Genomic DNA, 21,497 nt, shown 5'->3' with positions numbered 1-21,497 from the left:
CCCCAGTCCAAGACTTGCTTGCTTCATGACCTGAATCGTCGCAGCCATTCAAGCTTCGCGGTAGCTGATTTGCCCGGGGGTTGTGCAGACCCTCCCTAGTCGTTTGACCATGCCTTCAAGGCGCGGCATGCGGCGACGGCATTGCGCTCGGCGGTTTTGATGAATTTCTAGGCTGAGCGGTGGCGTGTTGCGTCATACGGATGTCATGGCGGTGGTCATGACAAATTCTGTGCGTGTGCTTGAACCATGCCCAGGCTGTGAAGCCGGCCTCACGATGGCCACCCTCTACGGGCCGCCTCGCTCAAGAACTTACACCACCTCCTGGGACATCACCAGTGCCGGTGCACAGCCGGCCGACGCTCAGCGCCACTGTTCTGCGAAGAAGCCGGCTACCTGATTTTCCAACTCGGGCAGGAAGGCCATTCGGTCGAAGCCCGGCGGATTGGAGGCAGCGTCACCCGCAGCCGAAGGCAGTGGAATGCCTGATTGCGCCATGAACGCGAAGTGCCCAGCGCGGAGCACCGTGGTGCTCTGCGCCCTCGGCAGATTGGCTGCGACGTAGCTGCCGTGATACTTGCCGTTGAGCACCGTGTCGCCCTCGGCCATCATGACCCGCACCGGCACCGTGATGGCGGACAAGCTCTCGGCGGTAAAGACGACCGCCATGGGAGCAAGCGCGACGACGGCTCGGATACGACGGTCAGGCACCGAGACTCGAGCAGTCGCGGCCGCAGGAGCTTCGGCAGCAAAAGCCGGCAGCGCACCTGATGCGGGGGCAGCGCTTGAATCCTTGGCCAAAGAGCAGAAGCCTGGATCGTCCTGCACCGTGCGGCAATGCTGCGCGGCGCGCTGGGGTTCAGCCTGCGCACCCGCCAAAGCCAGAACGCTGTAGCCGCCGGCGGAGTGCCCGACGGCACCGATGCGCTCAGCGGGGATGCGCGGGCCCCATTCAGGATTGGCAAGAAGCGCATCGAGCACAAGAGTGAGCTGGCGCGGGCGTTCGCTGAAGTAGCGGCCCGAGGTGATCATTGAACGGTCTTGCCAGTTGTCGCCCGGATGGCGCACGGCTGCGACGAGATAGCCGTCGCTGGCCAGCCGCGTGGCCAGGTTGTGGTGGTTCAGTTCTGTGCCACCCGTGCCATGCGAAATCAGGATCAGCCCCCGCAGCGGCCCCTGGGTGGCCGGGGCGCCAGGGGCGACGATTGCCTGCCAGGGGCCCATGGGGATGGTGCGAGCCGGAGCTGCGGTGGGGTAGAACAATGCGACCGTCATGGGGATGTCGCCCGCGACGGTAAGAGTGCGCAAACCAGCGTTTTGCGCGCTTGCAAGGTCAGCCAGAGACAGAAGTGCCACGGCGACGAGCGCTCCGCGGTGGAAGTGACTGCGGAACGATGTCATGGGGTATCTCCGTAAAACTTCGATTGCCGGCATGCCGGAAATGTACTGAAGCGCCCCGGGGCGATTCACTTGAGCCTAGCGACGATAGACGCAGCAGACCCAATAAATCAACTTAGCCCTGAGGCTCAATCTCTGGTTGGTCCATCGGGCGGGCTTTGGCAGATCGAAGTCACGCTGGCCATGCCAGCCAATCATGCTCCTGCATGATCTTCGGATGAGCGATGCCTTTTCGCTAAGATTCACCGCCTTCATCTTCAAGCCCGTCGCTATCGCGCTACTCGGCACTGTCGTCATGAGCCCGGACGGAATCTGTGGTCACCTCGCACTTCGACCGAGCCCCGCGGCGCCATCCCCGAGATAGAAAGAGCACCATGGCCAAGTACCTGATCTCCTTCCCCAGCGCGGCGATGGTCGTGCCCAACGGCGAGTGGGAGGCAGTGGGCCGCGACGCTCACGCCGTGATCGACGAGGCGAAGGCTGCAGGCGTCTACGTCTTCGGCGGCGGCATTGATGAAGACGTGCCCCCCGCACTCGTCTCGGCCGACGGCACGGTCGCCGAGGGCGGCTATCCCTGGGCACCCCAACTCGACGGCGGATTCACCGTGCTAGAACTGCCTTCGCGCGAGGAGGCCGTCAGGTGGGCCGCTCGCATCGCCAAAGCCTGCCGCTGTGACCAGGAGCTGCGCGTCTTTCAGTTTGACCCGCAGTCTTAAGCGCGGCAGGCGTGGGCACTCATGCCCCCCATCGCCCTCACCAGACGCGCCACGTGGGCCGCAACAAGACCAGCTTCCAGGGTCGCGAGCGGCTTGGTCCGTTGGTCGCGCCCAAGGGCCGGCAAGAACCAAGGGTTTGTACTATGGGGGTGTACTTCCGGTGATGCGTCATATGCTCGTAGCCGGCAGTTCCCAGGCCAGAGGTTCCGGGCTGCAAGCTCTACCGGGCCTCCGCATGAACCTGATCGATATCTACAGACAACGCAGCAAGGCGCTGGAACGCTATGTCCGGCGCCTGCTGGGCAATGGCGCCGATGCGGCCGATGTGTCGCAGGAGGCCTTTCTGCGCGTCTACGCGGCCGAGCTGGGCGGCCAGACGCCGGTGAGCGAGGCGCTGCTCTACACGGTGGCGCGCAATCTGGCCCTCAGCGAGCTGCGCAAGCGCACCACCCGGGCGACCGACACGATGGGCGATATGGACGTGCTGGGCGTCATCGCGCCCGGCGCCAATCCGGAGGCCCAGATGGAGGAGCGCCAGCTGATCGAAGCCGTCGAGGCGGCGATGCAGCGCATGGCGCCGAAATGCCTGGAGGTGTTCCAGCTACGCAAGATCGACAATCTGTCGCATGCCGACATCGGCCAGCGCCTGGAGATTTCCACCAAGACGGTGGAACGCCATATCACGCGCGCGCTGCAGCTTTGCCATGAGGCCCTGGCCGAGCATGAGGCCGGCGGCCGCCAGCGCGGCGCACGCCTGGGAGGGCAGTCATGACTGTTGTGATGAATTTTGAGCGCACGCCGCAGGCCGAAGAGCAGGCGCGTGACTGGGTGGTGCGCATAGACGCGGGCCCGCTGACGCCCGAGGAGCGCCAGCAGTTGCAACACTGGCTGGCGCAGGATGCCAGCCATCCGCGCCTGCTCGATGAGCATGCCTTGCTGTGGGCCACGGCCAGCCGCGCCCGGTTTCCGGCTGCAGCTGCCAACATCACGCCGACCAAGACCACTGCGCCGGGCTATGCGCCCCGCAGGCCTGCATGGGCCTGGGGCCTCGGTGCACTGGCCAGCAGCCTGCTGGCCACGACCCTGTGGCTGAACGGCCCGGTGCAGGTGGCCGATGCCGGGCTCACGGTGGCGGCCCTGCACAGCACCGCCGTGGGCGAGACGCGGCCGGTGCCGCTGCCCGATGGCTCGCGCACCGAGCTCAACGCCGCATCCACCCTGCGCGTGGCCTACAGCCCCGCGCGCCGCCGCGTGCTGCTGGAGCGCGGCGAAGGCCTGTTCGACGTCGCCAAGGACAAGACCCGACCCTTCGAGGTGGTGGCGGGCGACACCGTGGTGCGTGCCGTGGGCACGCGCTTTCTGGTGCAGCGCCATGGCGACGGGCGGGTCGAGGTGACGGTCTATGAAGGTGTGGTCGAGGTCACCAAGCCGGTGGCCGCCAGTGAGGAGACGGCCGAGGCAAGAAATGCCCAGGCCAGTCCGCAGCCGCTGCGCCTGGGTGTCGGCCAGACGGCCGTGAGCGCCGCCCAGCACACGCTGGTGGCCCTGGCCGAGCCGCAGGCCATGGGGCGCAAGCTGGCCTGGCAGCAGGGCCGCATCGAGTTCGATCGCACGCCGCTGCTGGACGCGCTGGAAGAGGTCAACCGCTACAGCAGCCTGCCGATACGAATGAACGATGCCTCGCTGCAGACCATGCTGGTGTCGGGTTCGTTCTCGACGCGGGACACGGCGGTGTTCCTGCGCAGCCTGGAGCAGGGCTTCGGCCTGCGCGTGCAGCGCGCGGGCGATGCGTGGGTGCTCAGTCGCTAGGGTTTGTCCTTGTGGGGGCGTGGGCGGGCTGGCGCGTCGTACCAGCATAGCCAACCCCAGCGGCCTGAACCCCAGGTTGCCCACGCAGGAGATCTCAGTGCAAGCCACATCGCCGCATCTGCTTCGCCCCCTCACCCTGGCCCTGGCGCTCGCCCTGGCCAGCCTGGGCAGTGCCGCACAAAATGCGACACCCCCGGTGGCCGCAGCTCAGCCCCAGCCGCTGAACATTGCCGCCCAGGCAGCGCCCCAGGCCCTGCAGCAGCTGATGGATCAGACCAAGCTGCAGCTGATCTATTCACCCGATCTGCTGCGCGGCGTCACCACCAAGGCCGTCAACGGCAGCTTCACGCCTATGGACGCGCTGGCCCGCATGCTGGAAGGCACGGGCCTGCAGGCAGTGGGGACGGGCGTCAACGCCGCCACCATCCGCCCTACAGTGCCAGCGCCCGACCGCCCCGCTAGGGTCGAAGCGCTGGATACCGTGATGATCAGCGCAACCCGCCGCCGCGAGCCGGTGCGCGAGATACCGCTGCAAGTGAGCGTGCTGCAGGGCGAGGCGCTGGAGCGCTCCGGCGCCCGGTCGCTGGCCGACTACATCGCCGGCCAGCCCGGCGTGAACCTGACCGATTCTGGCGGCCTGACCGCCGCTTTGAGCATACGCGGCGTCACCACCGGCCAGCAGACGGTGGCCACCGTGGGGGTGTATGTGGACGACGTGGCCACCGGCTCCAGCGGCCCGTATTCGGCCGGCGCGGCCACGCCGCTGAGCATGGGCCTGCTGGACCTGCACCACATTGAAATCCTGCGCGGCCCGCAAGGCACTTTGTATGGCGCCGGCGCGATGGGCGGTGTGCTCAAGTACGTCACCAACGAGCCCGAGACCGATGCCTTCTCTGGCAAGGTGATGCTGGGCGCGTCCAGCACCCGCGATGGCGGCATAGGCTGGACCACCAGCGCCGTGGTCAATGCGCCGATCAAGAAGAACGTGGCCGCCTTGCGCGTGGCCGCCTTCCACGACAAGTTCGGCGGCTACATCGATGCCGTCGGCCCCGCCGCCGCCAAGGACGTCAACAGCGGCAAGACCGATGGCGTGCGCATTGCGCTGCTGCTGACGCCGGCCAGGGGCCTGGCTGTGCGTTTGAGCGCTACCGCGCAGAACATGAGCCGTGACGGCCTGGGCCTGGAAGACCTGGACCCGGCCACCCACCAATTGGTCGAGGGCGACTTGAAGCGCCGGCTGTTCACGCCGGAACCCTTCACCAACCGCACGCGCCTGTACGGCATCGATGTCGAATACGACTTCGGCGGCGCGCGCCTGAACGCCATCACCTCGGCGCAGGACACGTCCATCGACGCCCGCATCGACGCCAGCCGGGCCTTGCTGCCGCTGCTGACGGGTGCGGGCATGCCGTCCGAATCCGTGGTGGCCAAGTCGCGGATCGACCAGCACCGTGTCAGCCAGGAACTGCGTCTGACCTCGCGCGCCGACCGCAGTCTCGAATGGCTGGCCGGCCTGTACGTGACCCGGGAGCGCGCCAGCACGAATGGCGGGGCGGACGCCACGCGGGTGGGCGGCGCGCAACTGAACCTGCTGACCAGTTCGTTGCCCAGCACTTACAAGGAAGCCGCGGCCTATGGCGACATCACCTGGCATGCCACCCCCGCGCTGGCGCTGACCGGTGGCCTGCGCTTGGCCCATAACAGCCAACGCTACGACGACATCTCTTCGGGCCTGCTGGCCGGTGCCGGCACCAAGACCCAGGGCAGTTCGTCGGAAACCAGCACCACCTACCTGGCCACCGCCAAGTACGCGCTGTCGCGCACCAGCAATGTGTACTTCCGCGCGGCCAGCGGCTACCGGCCCGGCGGGCCCAATGGCCTGAAGCCCAGTGCCGACCTGTCGGTGGTGAAGCCTGCGTTCGAGTCCGATTCCCTGTGGAGCTACGAGTTGGGCTACAAGGCCGACCTGCTGGACCGCAGCCTGAGCCTGGAAGCGGCGCTGTACGACGTGGAGTGGAAGAACATCCAGCAGCCGATCAAGAGCGGGGCATTCAGCTACAACACCAACGGCGGCTCGGCGCGCGTGCGCGGCGCCGAACTGGCGCTGAACTGGCTGCCCAGCAAGACCTGGCACTTCCATGCCACGGCGGCGGCCATTGACGCGAAGCTGACCTCAGACGCCCCCGGCCTGCAGGCCAAGGCCGGCGTGCGCATGCCGGTGACGGCGCGCTTTTCAATGACGGCAGGCGGCCAGTACCTGTTCAGCCTGGCCGACCGGCCCGCCTACGCTGGCCTGAACCTGGCCTATGTGGGCGAGCGTGATGCCGGCTACAGCGGCAGCACTTCGCTGCCCAGCTTCAAGCTGCCGGCCTACACGCAGGTCGACCTGCAGGCCGGCATCGACTTCAAGCGCTTCAGCCTGGCCGCCTACGTGCGCAACCTGACGGACCAGCGCGGCCTGATCTATCCGGGCACTGGAGACGCCAAGGTGCGGCAGGTTACGGTGACGGCACCGCGCACGGTCGGCTTGTCGGTCAGCGTTCCCTACTGACCATGACCCACCCCAACTTCCTGTCCGCCGATCCGGCGGCGGTGGCGCAAGCTTTGCCCGGAATCGCCGCAGCGGCCCCGCAACGGGCATCCGTGGGCGCCTGGTACGCGCTGGGCGTGCTGATCATCGCCACCGTGCTGGGGGCGATCGACAAGGTCATGATGACCTTGTTGACCGAGCCGGTGCGCCATGCGCTGAGCTTGTCCGACACGCAGCTCGGCCTGCTGCAGGGCGTGGGTCTGGCGCTGTTTGCCGGCATCGCCACCTTCCCGCTGGGCTGGTTGAGCGACCGCTACGACCGCCGCGTCGTGCTGGCCGCCTGCGTGATCGTCTGGAGCGTGGCCGCCGGCTCGCGCGGCCTGGCGCAGGACTTCAGCCTGCTCTTCATCGCGTCCATAGGCGTGGGGGCGGGCGAAGCGGGCCTGACCCCCATCACCAACAGCATGATCCCGGATCTGTTCTCGCGCGCGCAGCGGGTGCTGGCCAATGGCATCTTTGCCCTGTCCAGCATCTTTGGCGCGGCGCTGGGCGCGATGCTGGGCGGCGCCATCGCCAGCGCGATGGACGGCGCGCGCCCGATGCTGCCAGCGTCGCTGCAGGCGCTGGAGGGCTGGCGCCTGAGCTTCATCGCCGTGGCGGTGTGTGGCGTGCCGGTGGCCTTGCTGCTGCTGTCGATCCGGCTGCCGGCGCGGACCGCGCCCGCGGTGCGGGCCACCGATGAGGCGTCCGCGCACGGCCTGAGCTTTGGCGACTACCTGCGCCAGCACTGGAAGGTGCTGGCCGGCTTGATCGTGGGCTCCGGCGTGGCCGGCATGGGCTTGAACGCCGTGGGCAGCTGGATCCCGATCCTGGCGGCGCGCGAGTTCGGCGCCACGCCCGCCCAGGTGGGCAAGGGGCTGGGCCTGGCCTTCATCGTCGGCACGCTGGCCGGCGCCATCGTGGGGCTGGGCGTGATGCGGCTGTTTGGCAAACGCATGGGATCGGCGGCGGCGCTTCGCATCATCATCGGCGGCTATGTGGCCACGGCCTCGCTGTCGGTGCTGCTGCTGTTTGTGCGCTCGGCCAACGATGTCTTTGCGCTGCTGGCCCTGCTGGTCACGCCGCTGATCAGCGGCGCGGTCGTGCTGCCCAACGTCCTGCAGGACGTTGGCCCGCCGCACCTGCGATCGCGTGTGATTGCCTCACTGTCGATTGCCGCCTTGCCATTCCACGTGATCGGCCCGCTGCTGATCGGCCTGATGTCCGACGCGCTCAAGTCCCGGCCCGGCGGACTGGCCTATGCCGTGGTGTCCATCACCTTGGTCAGCGCCGTGATCGGCGTGCTGATCCTGCGCAGCTGCGAGGGCTCGCTGGTGCGCCTGATGCGGCTGCAGCAAGAGCCGCAAGCCTGATTTTTCTTCACCCCACACACGCAACACACCCCATGGTAGACACTGCAACCCCTGCCGCCGTACCGGCCCTCACCGGCCTGGCCGCCATCGAGGCGCTGCTGGCGCCGCACAAGCGCAGCGATGCGCCGGGCCTGATCGTCGGCATCGCGCAAAACGGCAAGACCCTCTTCCGCCGCGGCTACGGCCTGGCCAATCTCGAGCACGGCGTGGCCAATGGGCCGCACACGCGCATGCGCATTGCCTCGACCAGCAAACACTTCACCTCGCTGGCCATCCTGCTGCTGGCCGAAGACGGCAAGCTCAGCCTGGACGATCTGGCGCGCCAGCACCTGCCCGAGCTGCCCGACTTCGGCCCCAAGGGTCCGACCCTGCGCCAGCTGATGCACCACACCGCCGGCATGCGCTCCGACGCCGAGCTGTCGGTGCTGGCCAACGGCCTGACGAACCAGCGCAAGGGCGCCGGCATGGCCTTGATGGCGCAGCAGAGCGAGCTCAACTTCGAGCCCGGCAGCCAGTTCATCTATTCCAACGGCGGCTACCGCCTGCTGGCGATGGTGGTGGAGGCGGTCAGCGGCCAGAGCTTCGAGGCCTTCACGACCGAACGCATCTTCCAGCCGCTGGGCATGCTGGACACCGAGGCTGTGGCCAGCGATTTCGAGGTCCGCTCCGGCCTGGCCGGCCTGTACCAGGCGCTGCCCGGCGGCGGCTGGCAGCACGGCATGTATGTGATGAACGAGACCCACGGCAGCGGTTCGCTGATCTCGACGGCGGACGATATGTTGCGCTGGCTGGCTCATATGCGCAGCAGCAGGAAGATCGTCGGCTCGCCGGCCAGCTGGGCGCTGATGGTGGAGCCCACGGTGCTGTCCAGCGGCACCGTGATCGGCTACGGCCTGGGCCTGATGAGCGAACCCTATCGCGGCGTGCAGACCCTGCACCACTCGGGCGGCTGGATCGGCGGCTCGTCGCAGATGATCACCGTGCCCGCCCACGAGCTTGACATCATCGTGATGGTCAATGGCGCGCCGGTGCAGCCGGTGCTGCTGGCCATGCAGATCATCGATGCCCTGCTGGGCGACCAATTGCCCGAGCCGCCCGAGCAGCGCCTGGACGCCAGCCGCTACCCGGCGCTGGTGGGCCAGCGCTACCACTCGCCGGCCACCGGCGCCGTGGCCGAGTTCGCCGAGGTGACCGGCCGGCTGGGCGTGGCCAAGCTGTGCCTGGGCTGGATCGGTCATCCGCCGACGCCACTGCGCGACGGCCCCAATGGGCCCTGGCTGCCCGGCCAGGACATTGCCGCCGGTCCGGTCGAGCTGGACCCCAGCGGCTGCGACGGCAAGACCGCGCCCGCCCGCATCACGGTGGCCGATGGCGGCCATCCGCAGCTCATGCACCGCCTGGTGCCCGAGGAGGCGCCGACGGCGGCCGACCTCGCCCCGCAGCTGGTGGGTGCCTACCGCGCGCCGGACCTTCGGGCCACCGCCCGCATCGTGCTAAAGGGTGACGTGCTGCTGCTGCAGGTGCAGGGCCCGGACGGCCATGTCGACATGCTGTTGAAGCCGCTGTCCACCGAGGTGCTGAGCTGCACCGCCGCCGACCCGATGCTGGCCATCTACGGCGCCGGCTGGGCCAACATCGAACGCAGCGGTGGCCAGGTCATCGGCCTGCGCATGGACAACCTCAGAACCCGCCACATCCGCCTGTTCCGCCTGCTGACCGAGGAGACCGCAGCATGAAGATCTTTTCCTGCCTGTTCGCCACCGAAACCAATACCTTCGCGCCGGCGCCCACCGGCTGGGGCAGTTTTCACGAGCATGTCATCTACCGGGGCGACGCCAGCAAGCGGGCATCGAAGGGCTTCGGCATCTACATGGCCGAGATGGAGCGCCTGCTGGCCGCCGAGGGCCACGAACTGGTCGAGAGCGTCACCGCCTTCGCCCAGCCGCTGGGCCGCACCGTGCGCGAGGTCTATGAAAGCCTGCGCGACGACATCCTGGAAGACCTGCGTGCGGCCGGCTCGGTGGGCGCCGTCATCCTGGTGCTGCATGGCGCGATGGTGGCCGAGGGCTATGACGACTGCGAGGGCGACCTGCTGGAGCGCGTGCGCGCCATCGTCGGGCCTGACGTGCCCATAGGCGTGGAGCTGGACCTGCACTGCCACTTCACCGAGCGCATGCGCCGCAACGCCGACACCATCATCTGCTTCAAGGAGTACCCGCACGTCGATGCCGTGCCGCGCATGAAGGAGCTGATACGCATCGTGCTGGACACCGCGAGCGCCAAGGTGCGGCCGACCACCGCGGTGTTCGACTGCAAGATGGTGGGCCTGTGGTTCACCACCCGCGAGCCGATGATCAGCTTCGTCAAGCGCATGCAGGAGGTCGAGCAGCGGCCGGGCGTGCTGTCGGTGTCGCTGGGCCATGGCTTCCCCTGGGCCGACGTGCCCGAGTCGGGCTGCAAGCTCTGGGTCGTGACCGACAACGATCCGGCCCTGGCCGCCGCGGTGGCCGAGGAGCTGGGCCGCGAATTCTGGGATCTGCGCGAGCAGACCGTGATCCCGACGATGTCGGCCGACCAGGCCATGAAGGCCGCGCTCGCGGTGCAAGGTGGCCCCGTCGTGATGGCCGATATTGCCGACAACCCAGGCGGCGGCGCGATGAGCGACAGCACCTTCCTGCTGCGCGCGGTGCTGGACCGCGGCATTGCCGACACCGCCTTCGGCTTCTTCTGGGACCTGGGCGCGGTGCGCATCTGCGCCGACGCGGGCGTGGGCGCGCAGGTGGCGCTGCGGGTGGGCGGCAAGTGCGGCCCGGCCTCGGGCGATCCGGTCGATCTGCCGGTGGTGGTTAAAGCCATCATCGACGACCACGTGCAGATCGGCATGGGCGGCGGCGAGGAACGCACGCCGCTGGGTCAAACCGTGTGGGTGCAGGCGGCCAATGGCATGGACATCGTCCTGGTCAGCATCCGCGGCCAGGTGTTTTCGCCGAAGGCGTTCACCGATCTGGGCATCAATCTGGCGGGCAAGAAGCTGATCGTGCTGAAGAGCACCCAGCACTTCCACGCGCAGTTTGCGCCCATCGCCAAGGAGGTGCTCTACGTCACCACGCCCGGCGCCAAGGACATGAATTTCGGCCGGCTCCCCTACACCGCGCGCAGCCTGGACTACTGGCCGCGGGTGGCCGATCCGCACGGCTTCGACAAGCCTGCGAATGCAGAAGTCACCGCGCCGGGCCAGCTCTATGTGATCGACGGCCTGCGCCTGCATCTGCACCGCAGCGGCCCCGCGCCCACGCGCCATGGCCTGCCGACCGTGGTGATCGAAAGTGGCGCCGGCACGTCAGCGGCGGTGTACTCGCGCCTGCAGAAAGCGTTGGCGACCAAGTACCCGGTCTGCAGCTATGACCGGCCGGGGCTGGGCTGGAGCGAAGCCGACAGCCAGCCGCTGGACGCGCGCCGCAATGCGCATCGCCTGCATGCGCTGCTGGCCGCGGCCGGCGTGAGCGGCCCCATCCTGCTGATCGGCCATTCGCTGGGCGGGCCGCTGGCCCGGGTCTATGCCGAGGCCTATCCCGAGCAGGTGGTCGGCCTGATGATGCTGGACGCCAGCCACCCGGACCAGTTCGCGATGATGGACGGGTTGATGGATGACCAGCTCGCCGCCGAGCGCGAGAAACGGGCCAAGGTCCGCGATGGCGGCCCGCCGCCGCCGGAGCTGGCCATGGTGGAAGCCGTGTTTGCCGACATGCCCGAGGTGATCGCACAGCTGAAGGCCCAGTACCGGCCCGAGGTGATTGATGCGATGGCGCTGGAAATGCGTGGCAAGGCCGAGATCGCCCGCCAGGCCGCGGCCTCCGGCGACCTGGGCGCGCGCCCGCTGGCGGTGCTGTGGGCGCCGCAGACCGTGGTGCCCGGGGCGCCGGCCGCCATCGCCGAGATCCAGCGGCGCTGGCCGGATTACCAGCAAGCGCATGCCGCACTGTCGTCGCGCGGCCGCGTGATGATGCTGGAGGGCGCCACCCATATGGGCATTGCCGTGCTGCCGCCTTTTGTCGCCCGCGTGGTCGAAGAGATCGACGGCATCATGGCCCAGCTGGGTACGCCATGAGGCTCAGCCTGCACACCGAGCGCTGGGCGACGCGCTCGCCCTTTCGCATCACCGGGACCGTGTTCGAGGCCTTCGAGTCGGTCGTCGTCGAGCTGGCCGACGAAGGCTATGTTGGTCGGGGCGAGGCGCTGGGCGTCTACTACCTGCAGGAGTCGGCCCAGGGCCTGCTGGCGCAGATCGAAGCCCAGGCGGCCGTGCTGGAGCAGGGCATGACCCGCCAGGACCTGCAGTCGCTGCTGCCGCCGGGCGGTGCGCGCAATGCGCTGGACTGCGCGCTGTGGGATCTGGAGGCCAGGCGCCTCAAGACCAGCATCTGGGCCCTGACCGGCATCGCGCCACGGCCGCTGAGCACCGTGTTCACGATAGGCATCGAAGCCACGCCGGCCGCGATGGGTGACAAGGCTGCAGCGGCGCAAGGCCATCCGCTGCTGAAGGTCAAGCTCGATGGTGACCGCCCGTTGGAGCGCATGCAAGCGATCCGCTCCGAGCGGCCCGATGCGCGCCTCGTTGTCGATGCCAACCAGGGCTGGACCTTGGCGCAGCTGACCGAGGTGGCGCCCGCCATGGCCGACCTGGGCGTGGAGATGATTGAGCAGCCGCTGCCGCGCGGTGCCGATGCCGGGCTGGTGGGTTTGCGCTCGCCGGTGCCGCTGTGTGCCGACGAGTCCTGCCTGCACCTGGGCGAGCTGGACCAGGCCGCTGAGCGCTACCAGATGGTCAACATCAAGCTCGACAAGGCGGGCGGTCTCACCCATGGCCTGGCCCTGGCCGCTGCCGCCCGCGAGCGCGGCATGGGCGTGATGGTCGGCTGCATGGGCGGCAGCTCGCTGGCCATGGCCCCGGCCTTCGTGCTGGGCTGCATCGCCGACCTGGTGGACATCGACGGCCCGCTGCTGCAACGGCGCGACCGGCTCAACGGTCTTCGCTACGCCGACGGGCGGGCCGATCCTCCACCCACCGATTTGTGGGGCTGAGAAGCCTATTTCACTGCAAGCACCTCTATCTGGAAATCATGATCTCTCTTCGCAAACCCTATCTGCTCTTCCTCGGCGACGTCCAAACCCGCTGGGAGGCCAAGACGGCACTCGGCGTGGCCGACTGGTGCCCCGACGACGTCATCGGCGAGCTGGCCCTGCCGGGCGCCCAGGCCTCCACCGGCCAGCCGGCCCTGACCATCCGCCAGGCCGCCGAGCGCGGCGCGGGCTCGCTGCTGATCGGCGTCGCGCCGGCCGGCGGCCGCCTGCCCCAGGCCTGGATCGCCGTGCTGCTGCAGGCGGTCGAGGCCGGGCTGGACATCGTCAGCGGCCTGCATTCAAAGCTCAGTGACATCCCGGCGCTGGTGGCCGCGGCGCAGGCCCGCGGCGTGAAGCTCCATGACGTGCGCCACAGCGACTGGCCCCGCATCATCGGCACCGGCATAAAACGCAGCGGCCAGCGTCTATTGACCGTGGGCACCGACTGCGCACTGGGCAAAAAGTACACCGCGCTGGCGCTGACCCGCGAGCTCCAGGCGCTGGGCATGGCGGCAAGCTTCCGCGCCACCGGCCAGACCGGCGTGATGATCGCGGGGTCAGGCGTTGCCCTGGACGCCGTGGTGGCGGACTTCATCGCCGGCGTGGCCGAGCAGCTGTCGCCCGACAACGCAGCCGACCACTGGGACATCGTCGAAGGCCAGGGCTCGCTGTTCCATCCGGCCTATGCCGGCGTCACGCTCGGCCTGCTGCATGGCTCGCAGCCCGACGCCATCGTGCTGTGCCACGACCCGGCCCGTAGCCATATCGCCACCTGCCCGGACACACCCATCCCCGCCCTGGACGAGGCCATCGCGGCCTATCTGCAGGCCGGCCGGCTGACCAACCCGGAGATCCGCTGTGTCGGCATCAGCATCAACTCGTCCTCGCTGTCGGATCTTGACTGGGCCGAGTACCGGGACCGCCTGGAGGCCGAACTGGAGCTGCCCGTGGTCGACCCGATGCGCGGCGGGGTGGCCAAGATCGCCAACGCGTTGGCGCTGCGACGCTGACTCCGATGCAGTCGCTGAGCGGCCCGATAGGCTGCGTGGCAATGCAGACTGACACATATAGGGCTTGCGCAGGCCTTGTGGGCGTGCTGGGCGGCATGGGCCCGTTAGCCACGCTGGACTTCCTGCGCAAGATCCTCGCTGCAACTCCGGCCTCATCCGACCAGCAGCATGTCCCGGTGTTGGTGAGCTCAATCCCGCAGATCCCTGATCGCGCGAGCGCGTTTCGCGGCACAGGCCCTTCGCCCCTGAACGCGATGCTGGACTGCGGTCGGCGTGTTGTCGCTGGTGGCGCCGGCCTCATCGTCATTCCTTGCAATACCGCGCACTTGTGGTTTGGGGAGCTGAGATCTGAGTTGGGGCTTCCAATGCTCCACATGGTGGATGCCGCGCTGGACGAGGTCGCACAGATTTGCGGTCCTGAGGGCCGGATCGGCCTGTTGGCGACGGACGCTACTCTTGATTCAGGCCTGTATTGCAAGCGCACTTCAAACACGCTCGCACGGCGCAAGGTGCAATGGTGTCTGCCTACCGAAGCAGAAAGATCTGACTGGGTCATGCCGGCCATCGCCGCCGTCAAGGCAGGCGAGCTTTCAACGGGGCGGACTCTGCTGCAACTTGCCGCGGGGGCATTGCGTCAACGTGGGGCGCAGGCGGTAGTGCTTGGGTGCACCGAAATACCAATCGTCCTTGACGCCGACAGTGCAAACATGCCCGTTGTGGACGCCACCGCAGCGCTTGCCAGGCAGGTGGTTCGCTGGTCAATGGAGCAGCGAAATCGACGAGCGCTGGCCACGCCCTGAATCGCGTCGAGAAGAACGCCACAACGGCGCCGCCGTTTCGATACATCGGGCCTCAAACGCTGCTGGGGCTCCGGCAGTAAAATATTTGCAACGCGCTCATGCCGAGATTGACTTGAAAATGACGTCGACTGTGCTGCCAATTGCGTGGTTCGGCGGCCTGGAAATTCAGAAACAGCTTAGAAATCAAATGCTTGCGCCTTACTTCGAGGGGCAGGTGCAAAACATCGAGTAAGGCGTCCGAATGGAATACCCCGGCAATCTCTTCGTCGTCGCCGCGCCCAGCGGGGCCGGCAAGTCCAGCCTCGTCAAGGCCCTGCTGGAGCTGGACGCCAAGCTGCAGGTGTCGATCTCCCACACCACGCGCAAGCCGCGCGGCCAGGAGCAGCATGGCCGCGAGTACTGGTTCACCAGCGAGGAAGAGTTCCGCAGCATGGTCGATCAGGGCAAATTCTTCGAGTGGGCCGAGGTGCACGGCAATCTCTATGGCACCTCACGCGAGGCCATCGAGGCACGCATGGCCCATGGCGACGACGTGGTGCTGGAGATCGATTTCCAGGGCGCGCTGCAGATCAAGCAGCTGTTTCCCTATGCCGTGCTGGTCTTCATCCTGCCGCCCAGCTGGGAGGAATTGCGCCAGCGCCTGCAGCGCCGCGGGGAGGACAAGGACCAGGTCATCGAGCAGCGCATGAGCAATGCGCGCGTCGAGGTGGCCCAGGCCCAGCAGTTCGATTTCGTGGTCGTCAACGCGACCTTCGAGACCGCCCTTTTTGACCTTAAAGCAATAGTCCACGCGCAGAGGTTAAAATACGCGGCTCAGCGCCGAAACCGTTCCGCCGTGTTTCAGGCGCTGAACCTTCCGTAATACCCCTTGACTCCTAGGACGCTCCATGGCCCGCATCACCGTTGAAGATTGCCTCGACAAGATCCCCAACCGCTTCCAGTTGGTGCTTGCAGCAACCTACCGCGCCCGCATGCTCAGCCAAGGGCATACGCCCAAGGTCGAGTCGAAGAACAAGCCCGGCGTGACCGCGCTGCGCGAAATCGCCGCCGGCGAGGTGGGCATTGAAATGCTGCGCAAAGTGCCGATCTGAGTATTCAGGCACGCAATCGGTGAACGGGCGCCTCGGCGCCCGTTTTCTTTTGTGTGCACATTCGCCCTTGCCGACCGCTGGACACTGAGGAATCCGGTAAATTCAAGCCATGGGTCTCAGATCATTCGCCGCCGCTCGCCTCCCCGCCGCCCTGTCGGGGCTTTCGGGTCTTCGCGGCCCCACGAACAACGAGCCGACCGAGGCCGAGGCCGCCTCGTTCGACGCGCTGACCTACAAGCTCAGCTACCTCAGCAAGGCCGACATCAAGCGGGTGCGCGAAGCCTACAAGTTCGCCGACGAGGCCCATCTGGGCCAGTTCCGCGCCAGCGGCCTGCCCTACATCACGCACCCGATCGCGGTGGCCGGCATCTGCGCCGAGTGGCGCCTGGACGTGCAGGCCATCATGGCCGCGCTGATGCACGACGCGATGGAGGACTGCGGCATCACCAAGGTCGAGCTGATCGAGCGCTTCGGCGCGCCGACGGCCGAACTGGTCGATGGGCTGACCAAGCTGGACAAGCTGCAGTTCTCGACCAAGGAAGAATCGCAGGCCGAGTCCTTCCGCAAGATGCTGCTGGCGATGGCGCGCGATGTGCGCGTGATCCTGATCAAGCTGGCCGACCGTCTGCACAATATGCGCACGATGGAGTCGATGGCACCCGAGAAGAGCCGGCGCATTGCCCGCGAGACGCTGGACATCTACGCGCCGATCGCCCATCGCCTGGGCCTGAACCAGACCTACCGCGAGCTGCAGGGCCTGTCCTTCCAGTACATCTACCCCTGGCGCTTTGCAGCGCTGACCAAGGCCATCGTCAGCGCCCGCGGCAATCGCCGCGACCTGGTCTCGCGCATCGAAAAAGACGTGCTGCAGGCCCTGGCCAAGGCCAATATCAAGGTCAAGGTTCATGGCCGCGAGAAGACGCTGTACTCGATCTTCCGCAAGATGAAGGACAAGCACCTGAGCTTCGCCCAGGTCAGCGACATCTTCGGCTTTCGCATCGTCGTCGAGACCCTGCCCGAGTGCTATCTGGTGCTCGGTGCGCTGCACCAGCTGTACAAACCGCAGCCGGGCCGCTTCAAGGACTACATCGCGATCCCCAAGCCCAACGGCTACCAGTCGCTGCACACGACGCTGGTGAGCCCGGTGGGCACGCCGGTGGAGTTCCAGATCCGCACCGTGCCCATGCACAGCGTGGCCGAGCAGGGGATTGCCGCGCACTGGCTGTACAAGGTCGACGAGGCCGGCATCTCCGAGGCCCAGCGCATGGGCTCGCGCTGGTTGCAGTCGCTGGTGGACATCCAGGACGAGACGCGCGACTCCAACGAGTTTCTGGAGCACGTCAAGATCGACCTGTTCCCCGACGCGGTCTATGTGTTCACGCCCAAGTCCAAGATCCTGGCCCTGCCCCGCGGCGCCACGCCGGTGGACTTTGCCTATGCCATCCACTCCGACGTCGGCGACCACTGCGTGGCCGCCCAGGTCAATGGCGAGCCGGTGCCGCTGCGCACCGAGCTGCGCAGCGGCGATGTGGTCAGCGTGGTCACGGCCAGCGGCGCACGGCCCAATCCGGCCTGGCTGAGCTTTGTGCGCACCGGCCGGGCACGCTCGAAGATCCGCCATTTCCTGAAGACGCTGGAAGACGACGAGTCGCGCGATCTGGGCGAGAAGATGCTGGCCCAGGCGCTGCGCGCGGAAGGGTTGAGCCTGCCCAGCCAGGACCCGGACGATGCGCAGTCCAACGCGCTATGGCAACAGCTGACGCGCTGGAGCGGCAATCGCCATGCCGACGAGCTGATGGTGCAGATCTCGCAGGGCCGCAAGATTGCCTCCATCGTGGCCAAGCAACTGGCACGGTTGATGGGCGAACAGGGCGCCAGGCCCGACGCCGTGACGCTGACCCTGGGCCGCTACGCCCAGGACGACGCCGCACCCAAGCAGAGCCTGGTCAGCATCGACGGCAGCGAAAGCGCCTCGGTACAGCTGGCGCCCTGCTGCCACCCGATCCCTGGCGACGAGATCACCGGTTATCTGGGCCGCGGCGAGGGCCTGATCGTGCACACGCAGGAATGCGGGGTCGGCCGGCGCCTCCTGCAGCGCGACAGCGAGCACTGGATCAAGGTGGCCTGGGCCGAGGAACTGACCCGCCCTTTCGAGGCCGCCATCGGCGTGCTGCTGAGCAATGGCAAGGGCGTGCTGGCCCAGGTGGCGGCGGCGGTCAGTTCGGCCGAGGCCGACATCAGCCATATCGCCATGGGCGACGATGCCCAGGGCGAAACGGTAGAGCTGAAGCTCTTGCTGAGCGTGCGAGACCGCCTGCACCTGGCCGAGGTGCTGCGCATACTCAAGCGCAGCCCGTCCACGCGGCGGGTCTGGCGTATCAAACCCTGACCGGAGCGGGGTAGCGCACCTCCAGCACCTCGATCTTCTCGACACCGCCGGGCGTCATCAACTGCACCTCATCGCCCTCGCGCGCCTTCAGCAGGGCCCGCGCTATCGGCGCGATCCAGCTGACCTCGCCCTTCAGGCTGTCCGACTCGTCTATGCCCTTGATGGTGATCGTGCGCTCCTCACCGCGGGCATTGGCATAGGTCACCGTCGCGCCGAAGAAGACCTGGTCGCTGCCATGGTGGGCGGAAGGGTCGGCCACCTCGGCCACATCGAGCCGCTTGGTGAGGAAACGGATGCGCCGGTCAATTTCTCGCAAACGCTTTTTGCCGTAGAGATAGTCGCCGTTCTCCGAGCGATCCCCGTTCTTGGCCGCCCATGACACCACTTCGACGATCTTCGGCCGCTCGACATCAAGCAATTGCATGAATTCGGCACGCAGGTCGGCATAGCCCTTGGGCGTCATGTAGTTGCGCGTGCCGGCGGGAATGGCCGGCAGGGCCATGTCCTCGTCATCGTCGCCGTCGCTCTCTTTGGTGAAGGCCTTGCTCATGGCTGCATGGGTGTGGGCGGAGTCCGCCACGGGTGACGCGCTCAATGGCGCCGGAAGCCCGACTGTGACACAGCGCAGACCCACCCCCTGAACGAGGGGTGAGGCATATACCCATTCACCCCTAACCCGTGGGATGGCTGCCCCGTAGCCCGCTGGTTACAACCCCTAAAGCTTCTGACACGAGCTGGTATTCCCCTGCGGATTTCCAGCAGGCCGGAGGTCCCAGACCATCAAGGCACCATCCGGCAGTTCCCGAACCGCAGCACCCCGTAAAGCGAAACGCAGAGCGACCGCAAGCCCAGGCGCTCTGGACCAAGAGGAGTCCAGCATGAAAGTCCACCCGCAAACCCGCGTCAATACCTACTTCAACAGCACCCAGGACGATCCCGCGGTGGCCGCGCTGAAGGGCGCCAACGGTGGCTACGTGGTGACCTGGACCAGCAGCGGTCAGGACGGCAGCGGCAACGGCGTGTTCGCGCAGCGTTTCAGCGCCAGCGGCGTCGCGTTGGGCCCGGAGTTCCGCGTCAACACGAACACCTCAAGCACCCAGCAGGAGTCCAGTGTGGTCGGCCTGTCCGACGGCAGCTTCCTGGTCAGCTGGGTGGACCACTCCGGCAGCGACGGCAGCAGCTATAGCGTTCAGGCCCGCCGCTTCGATGCCAATGGCACAGCCTTGGGCAACGACTTCCGCGTCAACACCTACACCCCCAACGACCAGGGTCAGCCCAGCGCGGCCGTCTTCGACGGCGGCTATGTGGTGAGCTGGTACTCGAATTCGCAGGACGGCAGCAGCCACGGTGTCTATACCCAGCGCTACAACAATGCCGGCGTGGCCCAGGGCGCGGAGACACGGGCCAACACCACCACCGCCAATGCCCAGTACGAGCCCGACGTATCGGCGCGCGCCGACGGCAGCTATGTCGTGGTCTGGCGCTCCGACAGCCAGGACGGCAGCGGCGCCGGTGTCTACGCCCAGCGCTTTGACAGCGCCGGTGTCGCCGCAGGCGCCGAGTTCCGAGTCAACACGGTCACCGCCAGCAACCAGTACGAGCCGCGTGTGGCGATGCTCGCCGATGGCAGCTTTGTCGTCGTCTGGCGCGACGATGGTGGCCGTGACGGCAGCGGCAACGCGGTATTTGCCCAGCGCTATGACGCGGCCGGCGTGGCCCAGGGCGGCGAGTTCCGCATCAATGAATACACCAGCGGCAGCCAGTACCAGGCCGACGTCGAGGCCCTGTCCGGCGGCGGTTTTGTCGTCACCTGGCACAACGACAGCGGCAGCCTGGATGGGCTGAGCAACAGCGACGTCTATGTGCGCGAGTACAGCAGCCTGGGCATACCGCTGGGCGGTGAGGAACGCGTCAACACGCCCAACAACAACGGGCAGTATGCGCCGGCCATCGCCGATCTGGGCAGCGGCAACTTCGTCGTCGTGTTCGCCGACAACAGCGGCGCCGACGGCAACGGCACAGGGGTGTTCCAGCAGCTGTTCGGCGACCCGGCCGAGCTGCCCCGCCAAGCCTCGCCAACCCTGGGCGACTTTAGCGGCACCGTCAATTTTGGCGAGAACGCCGTCAATGCCACGGCCCAGGTGCTCGACGCCTCGGTCAGTCTGGCCGATGCGGATTCGACCAATTTCGATGGCGGCCGGGTGAGCCTGTTCTATGTCAGCGGTGCCAGCGCCGAGGATCAGCTGACCGTGGTGGACCAGGGCAACGGCCCCGGGCAGATCGGCCTGGCCGGCAATGTGGTCAGCTACGGTGGCGTGCAGATAGGCACGCTCAGCGGCGGCGTCAACGGCGCCAATATGGAGATCGCGCTGAACGCCAATGCGACGGTCGAGGCGGTGGAGGACCTGATACAGCACCTGGGCTATCGCAATACCAGCAGCAGCCCACAGGCGACCCGGCAGGTCAGCGTGCGCATCGAAGACGGTGATGGCGGCTCGGGTGCCGGCGGCATCATCACCGTCAATGTGTCCCGCGAGCTCGACGGCTCGCCGGCCGTCCACGGCGAAGACCGTGTCAACAGCTATGTGCCGGGCAACCAGAACGACCCGGAGATCGGCCGCCTCAGCGATGGCGGCTATGTCACCGTCTGGACCTCGGTGGGCCAGGATGGCAGCGCCGATGGCATCTATGCCCAGCGCCACAGCGCCAGCGGCGTGGCCGTCGGGCCCGAGTGGCGCGTCAACACGTCGACCGGCGGTGACCAGAACTACCCCCATGTGGCCGGCCTGTCCGATGGCGGCTTCGTCATCAGCTGGGAAGACAACGGCAACGACGGCTCCGGCTGGGGCAGCTATGCCCAGCGCTATGACGCCAACGGCGCTGCCGCTGGCGGCCAGATGCTGCTCAACACCACGACGGCCAACAACCAGTACCACACCGTGGTCAGTGCCTACACCGGTGGCTTTGCAGCCGTCTGGGCCGCCAACGGACAGGCCGGCGGCGGCGGCTACGACATCCTGCTGCAGCGCTTCGACAACGCCGGGGCCAAGCTCGGCGGCGAGGTGCTGGTCAACACACCGGTGGGCAACAACCAGCAGCTGCCCGATGTGGCGGCAAGTGCCAACGGAAATCTGGTCATCGTCTGGCAGGACGAGGCCAGTGCCGACGGCAATGGCTACGGCGTGTTCGGCCGCCGCTATGACGCGGCCAGCGCCACCTTCGGC

At 67.3% G+C, this 21,497-nt stretch carries 16 protein-coding genes; 14 read left to right on the top strand and 2 right to left on the bottom strand.

The annotated features are described in order from the left end of the window. Positions 1–360: 360 nt before the first annotated feature. Complete coding sequence (locus DES47_RS15185) at positions 361–1,398, bottom strand: alpha/beta hydrolase family protein (protein WP_133701533.1); 1,038 nt, start codon at positions 1,396–1,398, stop codon at positions 361–363. 371 nt (positions 1,399–1,769) lie between these two features. Here DES47_RS15185 and DES47_RS15180 point away from each other — a divergent pair, with 371 nt between their 5' ends. The 13 genes from DES47_RS15180 (at position 1,770) to DES47_RS15120 (ending at position 18,273) form a co-directional block, all read left to right on the top strand. After that, on the top strand, positions 1,770–2,111 hold the full coding sequence (locus DES47_RS15180) for a YciI family protein (protein WP_133701532.1): 342 nt from the start codon (positions 1,770–1,772) through the stop codon (positions 2,109–2,111). 235 nt (positions 2,112–2,346) lie between these two features. Beyond that, positions 2,347–2,883, top strand: a complete 537-nt coding sequence (locus tag DES47_RS15175; RefSeq protein WP_166652013.1) for an RNA polymerase sigma factor — start codon at positions 2,347–2,349, stop codon at positions 2,881–2,883. An 8-nt stretch (positions 2,884–2,891) separates the two neighbouring features. Then, on the top strand, positions 2,892–3,920 hold the full coding sequence (locus tag DES47_RS15170) for a FecR family protein (protein ID WP_208115009.1): 1,029 nt from the start codon (positions 2,892–2,894) through the stop codon (positions 3,918–3,920). Positions 3,921–4,017: 97 nt separating this feature from the next. Further along, positions 4,018–6,471, top strand: a complete 2,454-nt coding sequence (locus tag DES47_RS15165; RefSeq protein ID WP_166652012.1) for a TonB-dependent receptor — start codon at positions 4,018–4,020, stop codon at positions 6,469–6,471. A 2-nt stretch (positions 6,472–6,473) separates the two neighbouring features. Beyond that, on the top strand, positions 6,474–7,862 hold the full coding sequence (locus DES47_RS15160) for an MFS transporter (RefSeq protein ID WP_133701528.1): 1,389 nt from the start codon (positions 6,474–6,476) through the stop codon (positions 7,860–7,862). 32 nt (positions 7,863–7,894) lie between these two features. Further along, positions 7,895–9,598: a serine hydrolase domain-containing protein gene (locus tag DES47_RS15155; RefSeq protein ID WP_133701527.1), complete on the top strand. Its 1,704-nt coding sequence runs from the start codon at positions 7,895–7,897 to the stop codon at positions 9,596–9,598. Beyond that, positions 9,595–11,970, top strand: a complete 2,376-nt coding sequence (locus DES47_RS15150; RefSeq protein ID WP_133701526.1) for an alpha/beta fold hydrolase — start codon at positions 9,595–9,597, stop codon at positions 11,968–11,970. Before DES47_RS15155 ends, DES47_RS15150 begins: the two co-directional genes overlap by 4 nt. Further along, entirely contained in the window at positions 11,967–12,944 is a 978-nt protein-coding gene (gene dgcA, locus DES47_RS15145; RefSeq protein WP_133701525.1) for an N-acetyl-D-Glu racemase DgcA, read from the top strand. Before DES47_RS15150 ends, dgcA begins: the two co-directional genes overlap by 4 nt. Positions 12,945–12,982: 38 nt before the next feature. Then, positions 12,983–13,993 carry an N-acetyltransferase DgcN family protein gene (locus tag DES47_RS15140; RefSeq protein WP_243748314.1) on the top strand — a complete coding sequence of 337 codons (1,011 nt, stop codon included), beginning with the start codon at positions 12,983–12,985 and terminating at the stop codon, positions 13,991–13,993. Between the two features lie 83 nt (positions 13,994–14,076). Further along, complete coding sequence (gene cuyB / locus DES47_RS15135) at positions 14,077–14,793, top strand: cysteate racemase (RefSeq protein WP_166652011.1); 717 nt, start codon at positions 14,077–14,079, stop codon at positions 14,791–14,793. 241 nt (positions 14,794–15,034) lie between these two features. Then, positions 15,035–15,655: a guanylate kinase gene (gmk, locus tag DES47_RS15130; protein WP_133701523.1), complete on the top strand. Its 621-nt coding sequence runs from the start codon at positions 15,035–15,037 to the stop codon at positions 15,653–15,655. Between the two features lie 25 nt (positions 15,656–15,680). Continuing rightward, positions 15,681–15,884 carry a DNA-directed RNA polymerase subunit omega gene (gene rpoZ / locus DES47_RS15125; protein ID WP_133701522.1) on the top strand — a complete coding sequence of 68 codons (204 nt, stop codon included), beginning with the start codon at positions 15,681–15,683 and terminating at the stop codon, positions 15,882–15,884. Positions 15,885–15,993: 109 nt separating this feature from the next. After that, a complete protein-coding gene (locus tag DES47_RS15120) occupies positions 15,994–18,273 on the top strand; it encodes a RelA/SpoT family protein (RefSeq protein ID WP_133701521.1) in 2,280 nt (759 codons plus the stop codon). Here DES47_RS15120 and greB read toward each other — a convergent pair. Beyond that, positions 18,263–18,823 carry a transcription elongation factor GreB gene (greB, locus tag DES47_RS15115; RefSeq protein ID WP_133701520.1) on the bottom strand — a complete coding sequence of 187 codons (561 nt, stop codon included), beginning with the start codon at positions 18,821–18,823 and terminating at the stop codon, positions 18,263–18,265. The two genes, DES47_RS15120 and greB, sit on opposite strands and share 11 nt — an antisense overlap. A 328-nt stretch (positions 18,824–19,151) precedes the next feature. On the opposite strand from greB, the gene DES47_RS28750 reads away from it, so the two are divergent. After that, a partial coding sequence (locus DES47_RS28750; protein ID WP_208115008.1) for a hypothetical protein occupies positions 19,152–21,497 on the top strand: 2,346 nt, incomplete at its 3' end.

The organism is Roseateles toxinivorans, from assembly GCF_004362525.1.
GTDB lineage: Bacteria > Pseudomonadota > Gammaproteobacteria > Burkholderiales > Burkholderiaceae_C > Paucibacter > Paucibacter toxinivorans.
This window is presented reverse-complemented; position numbering and strand designations above follow the sequence as displayed.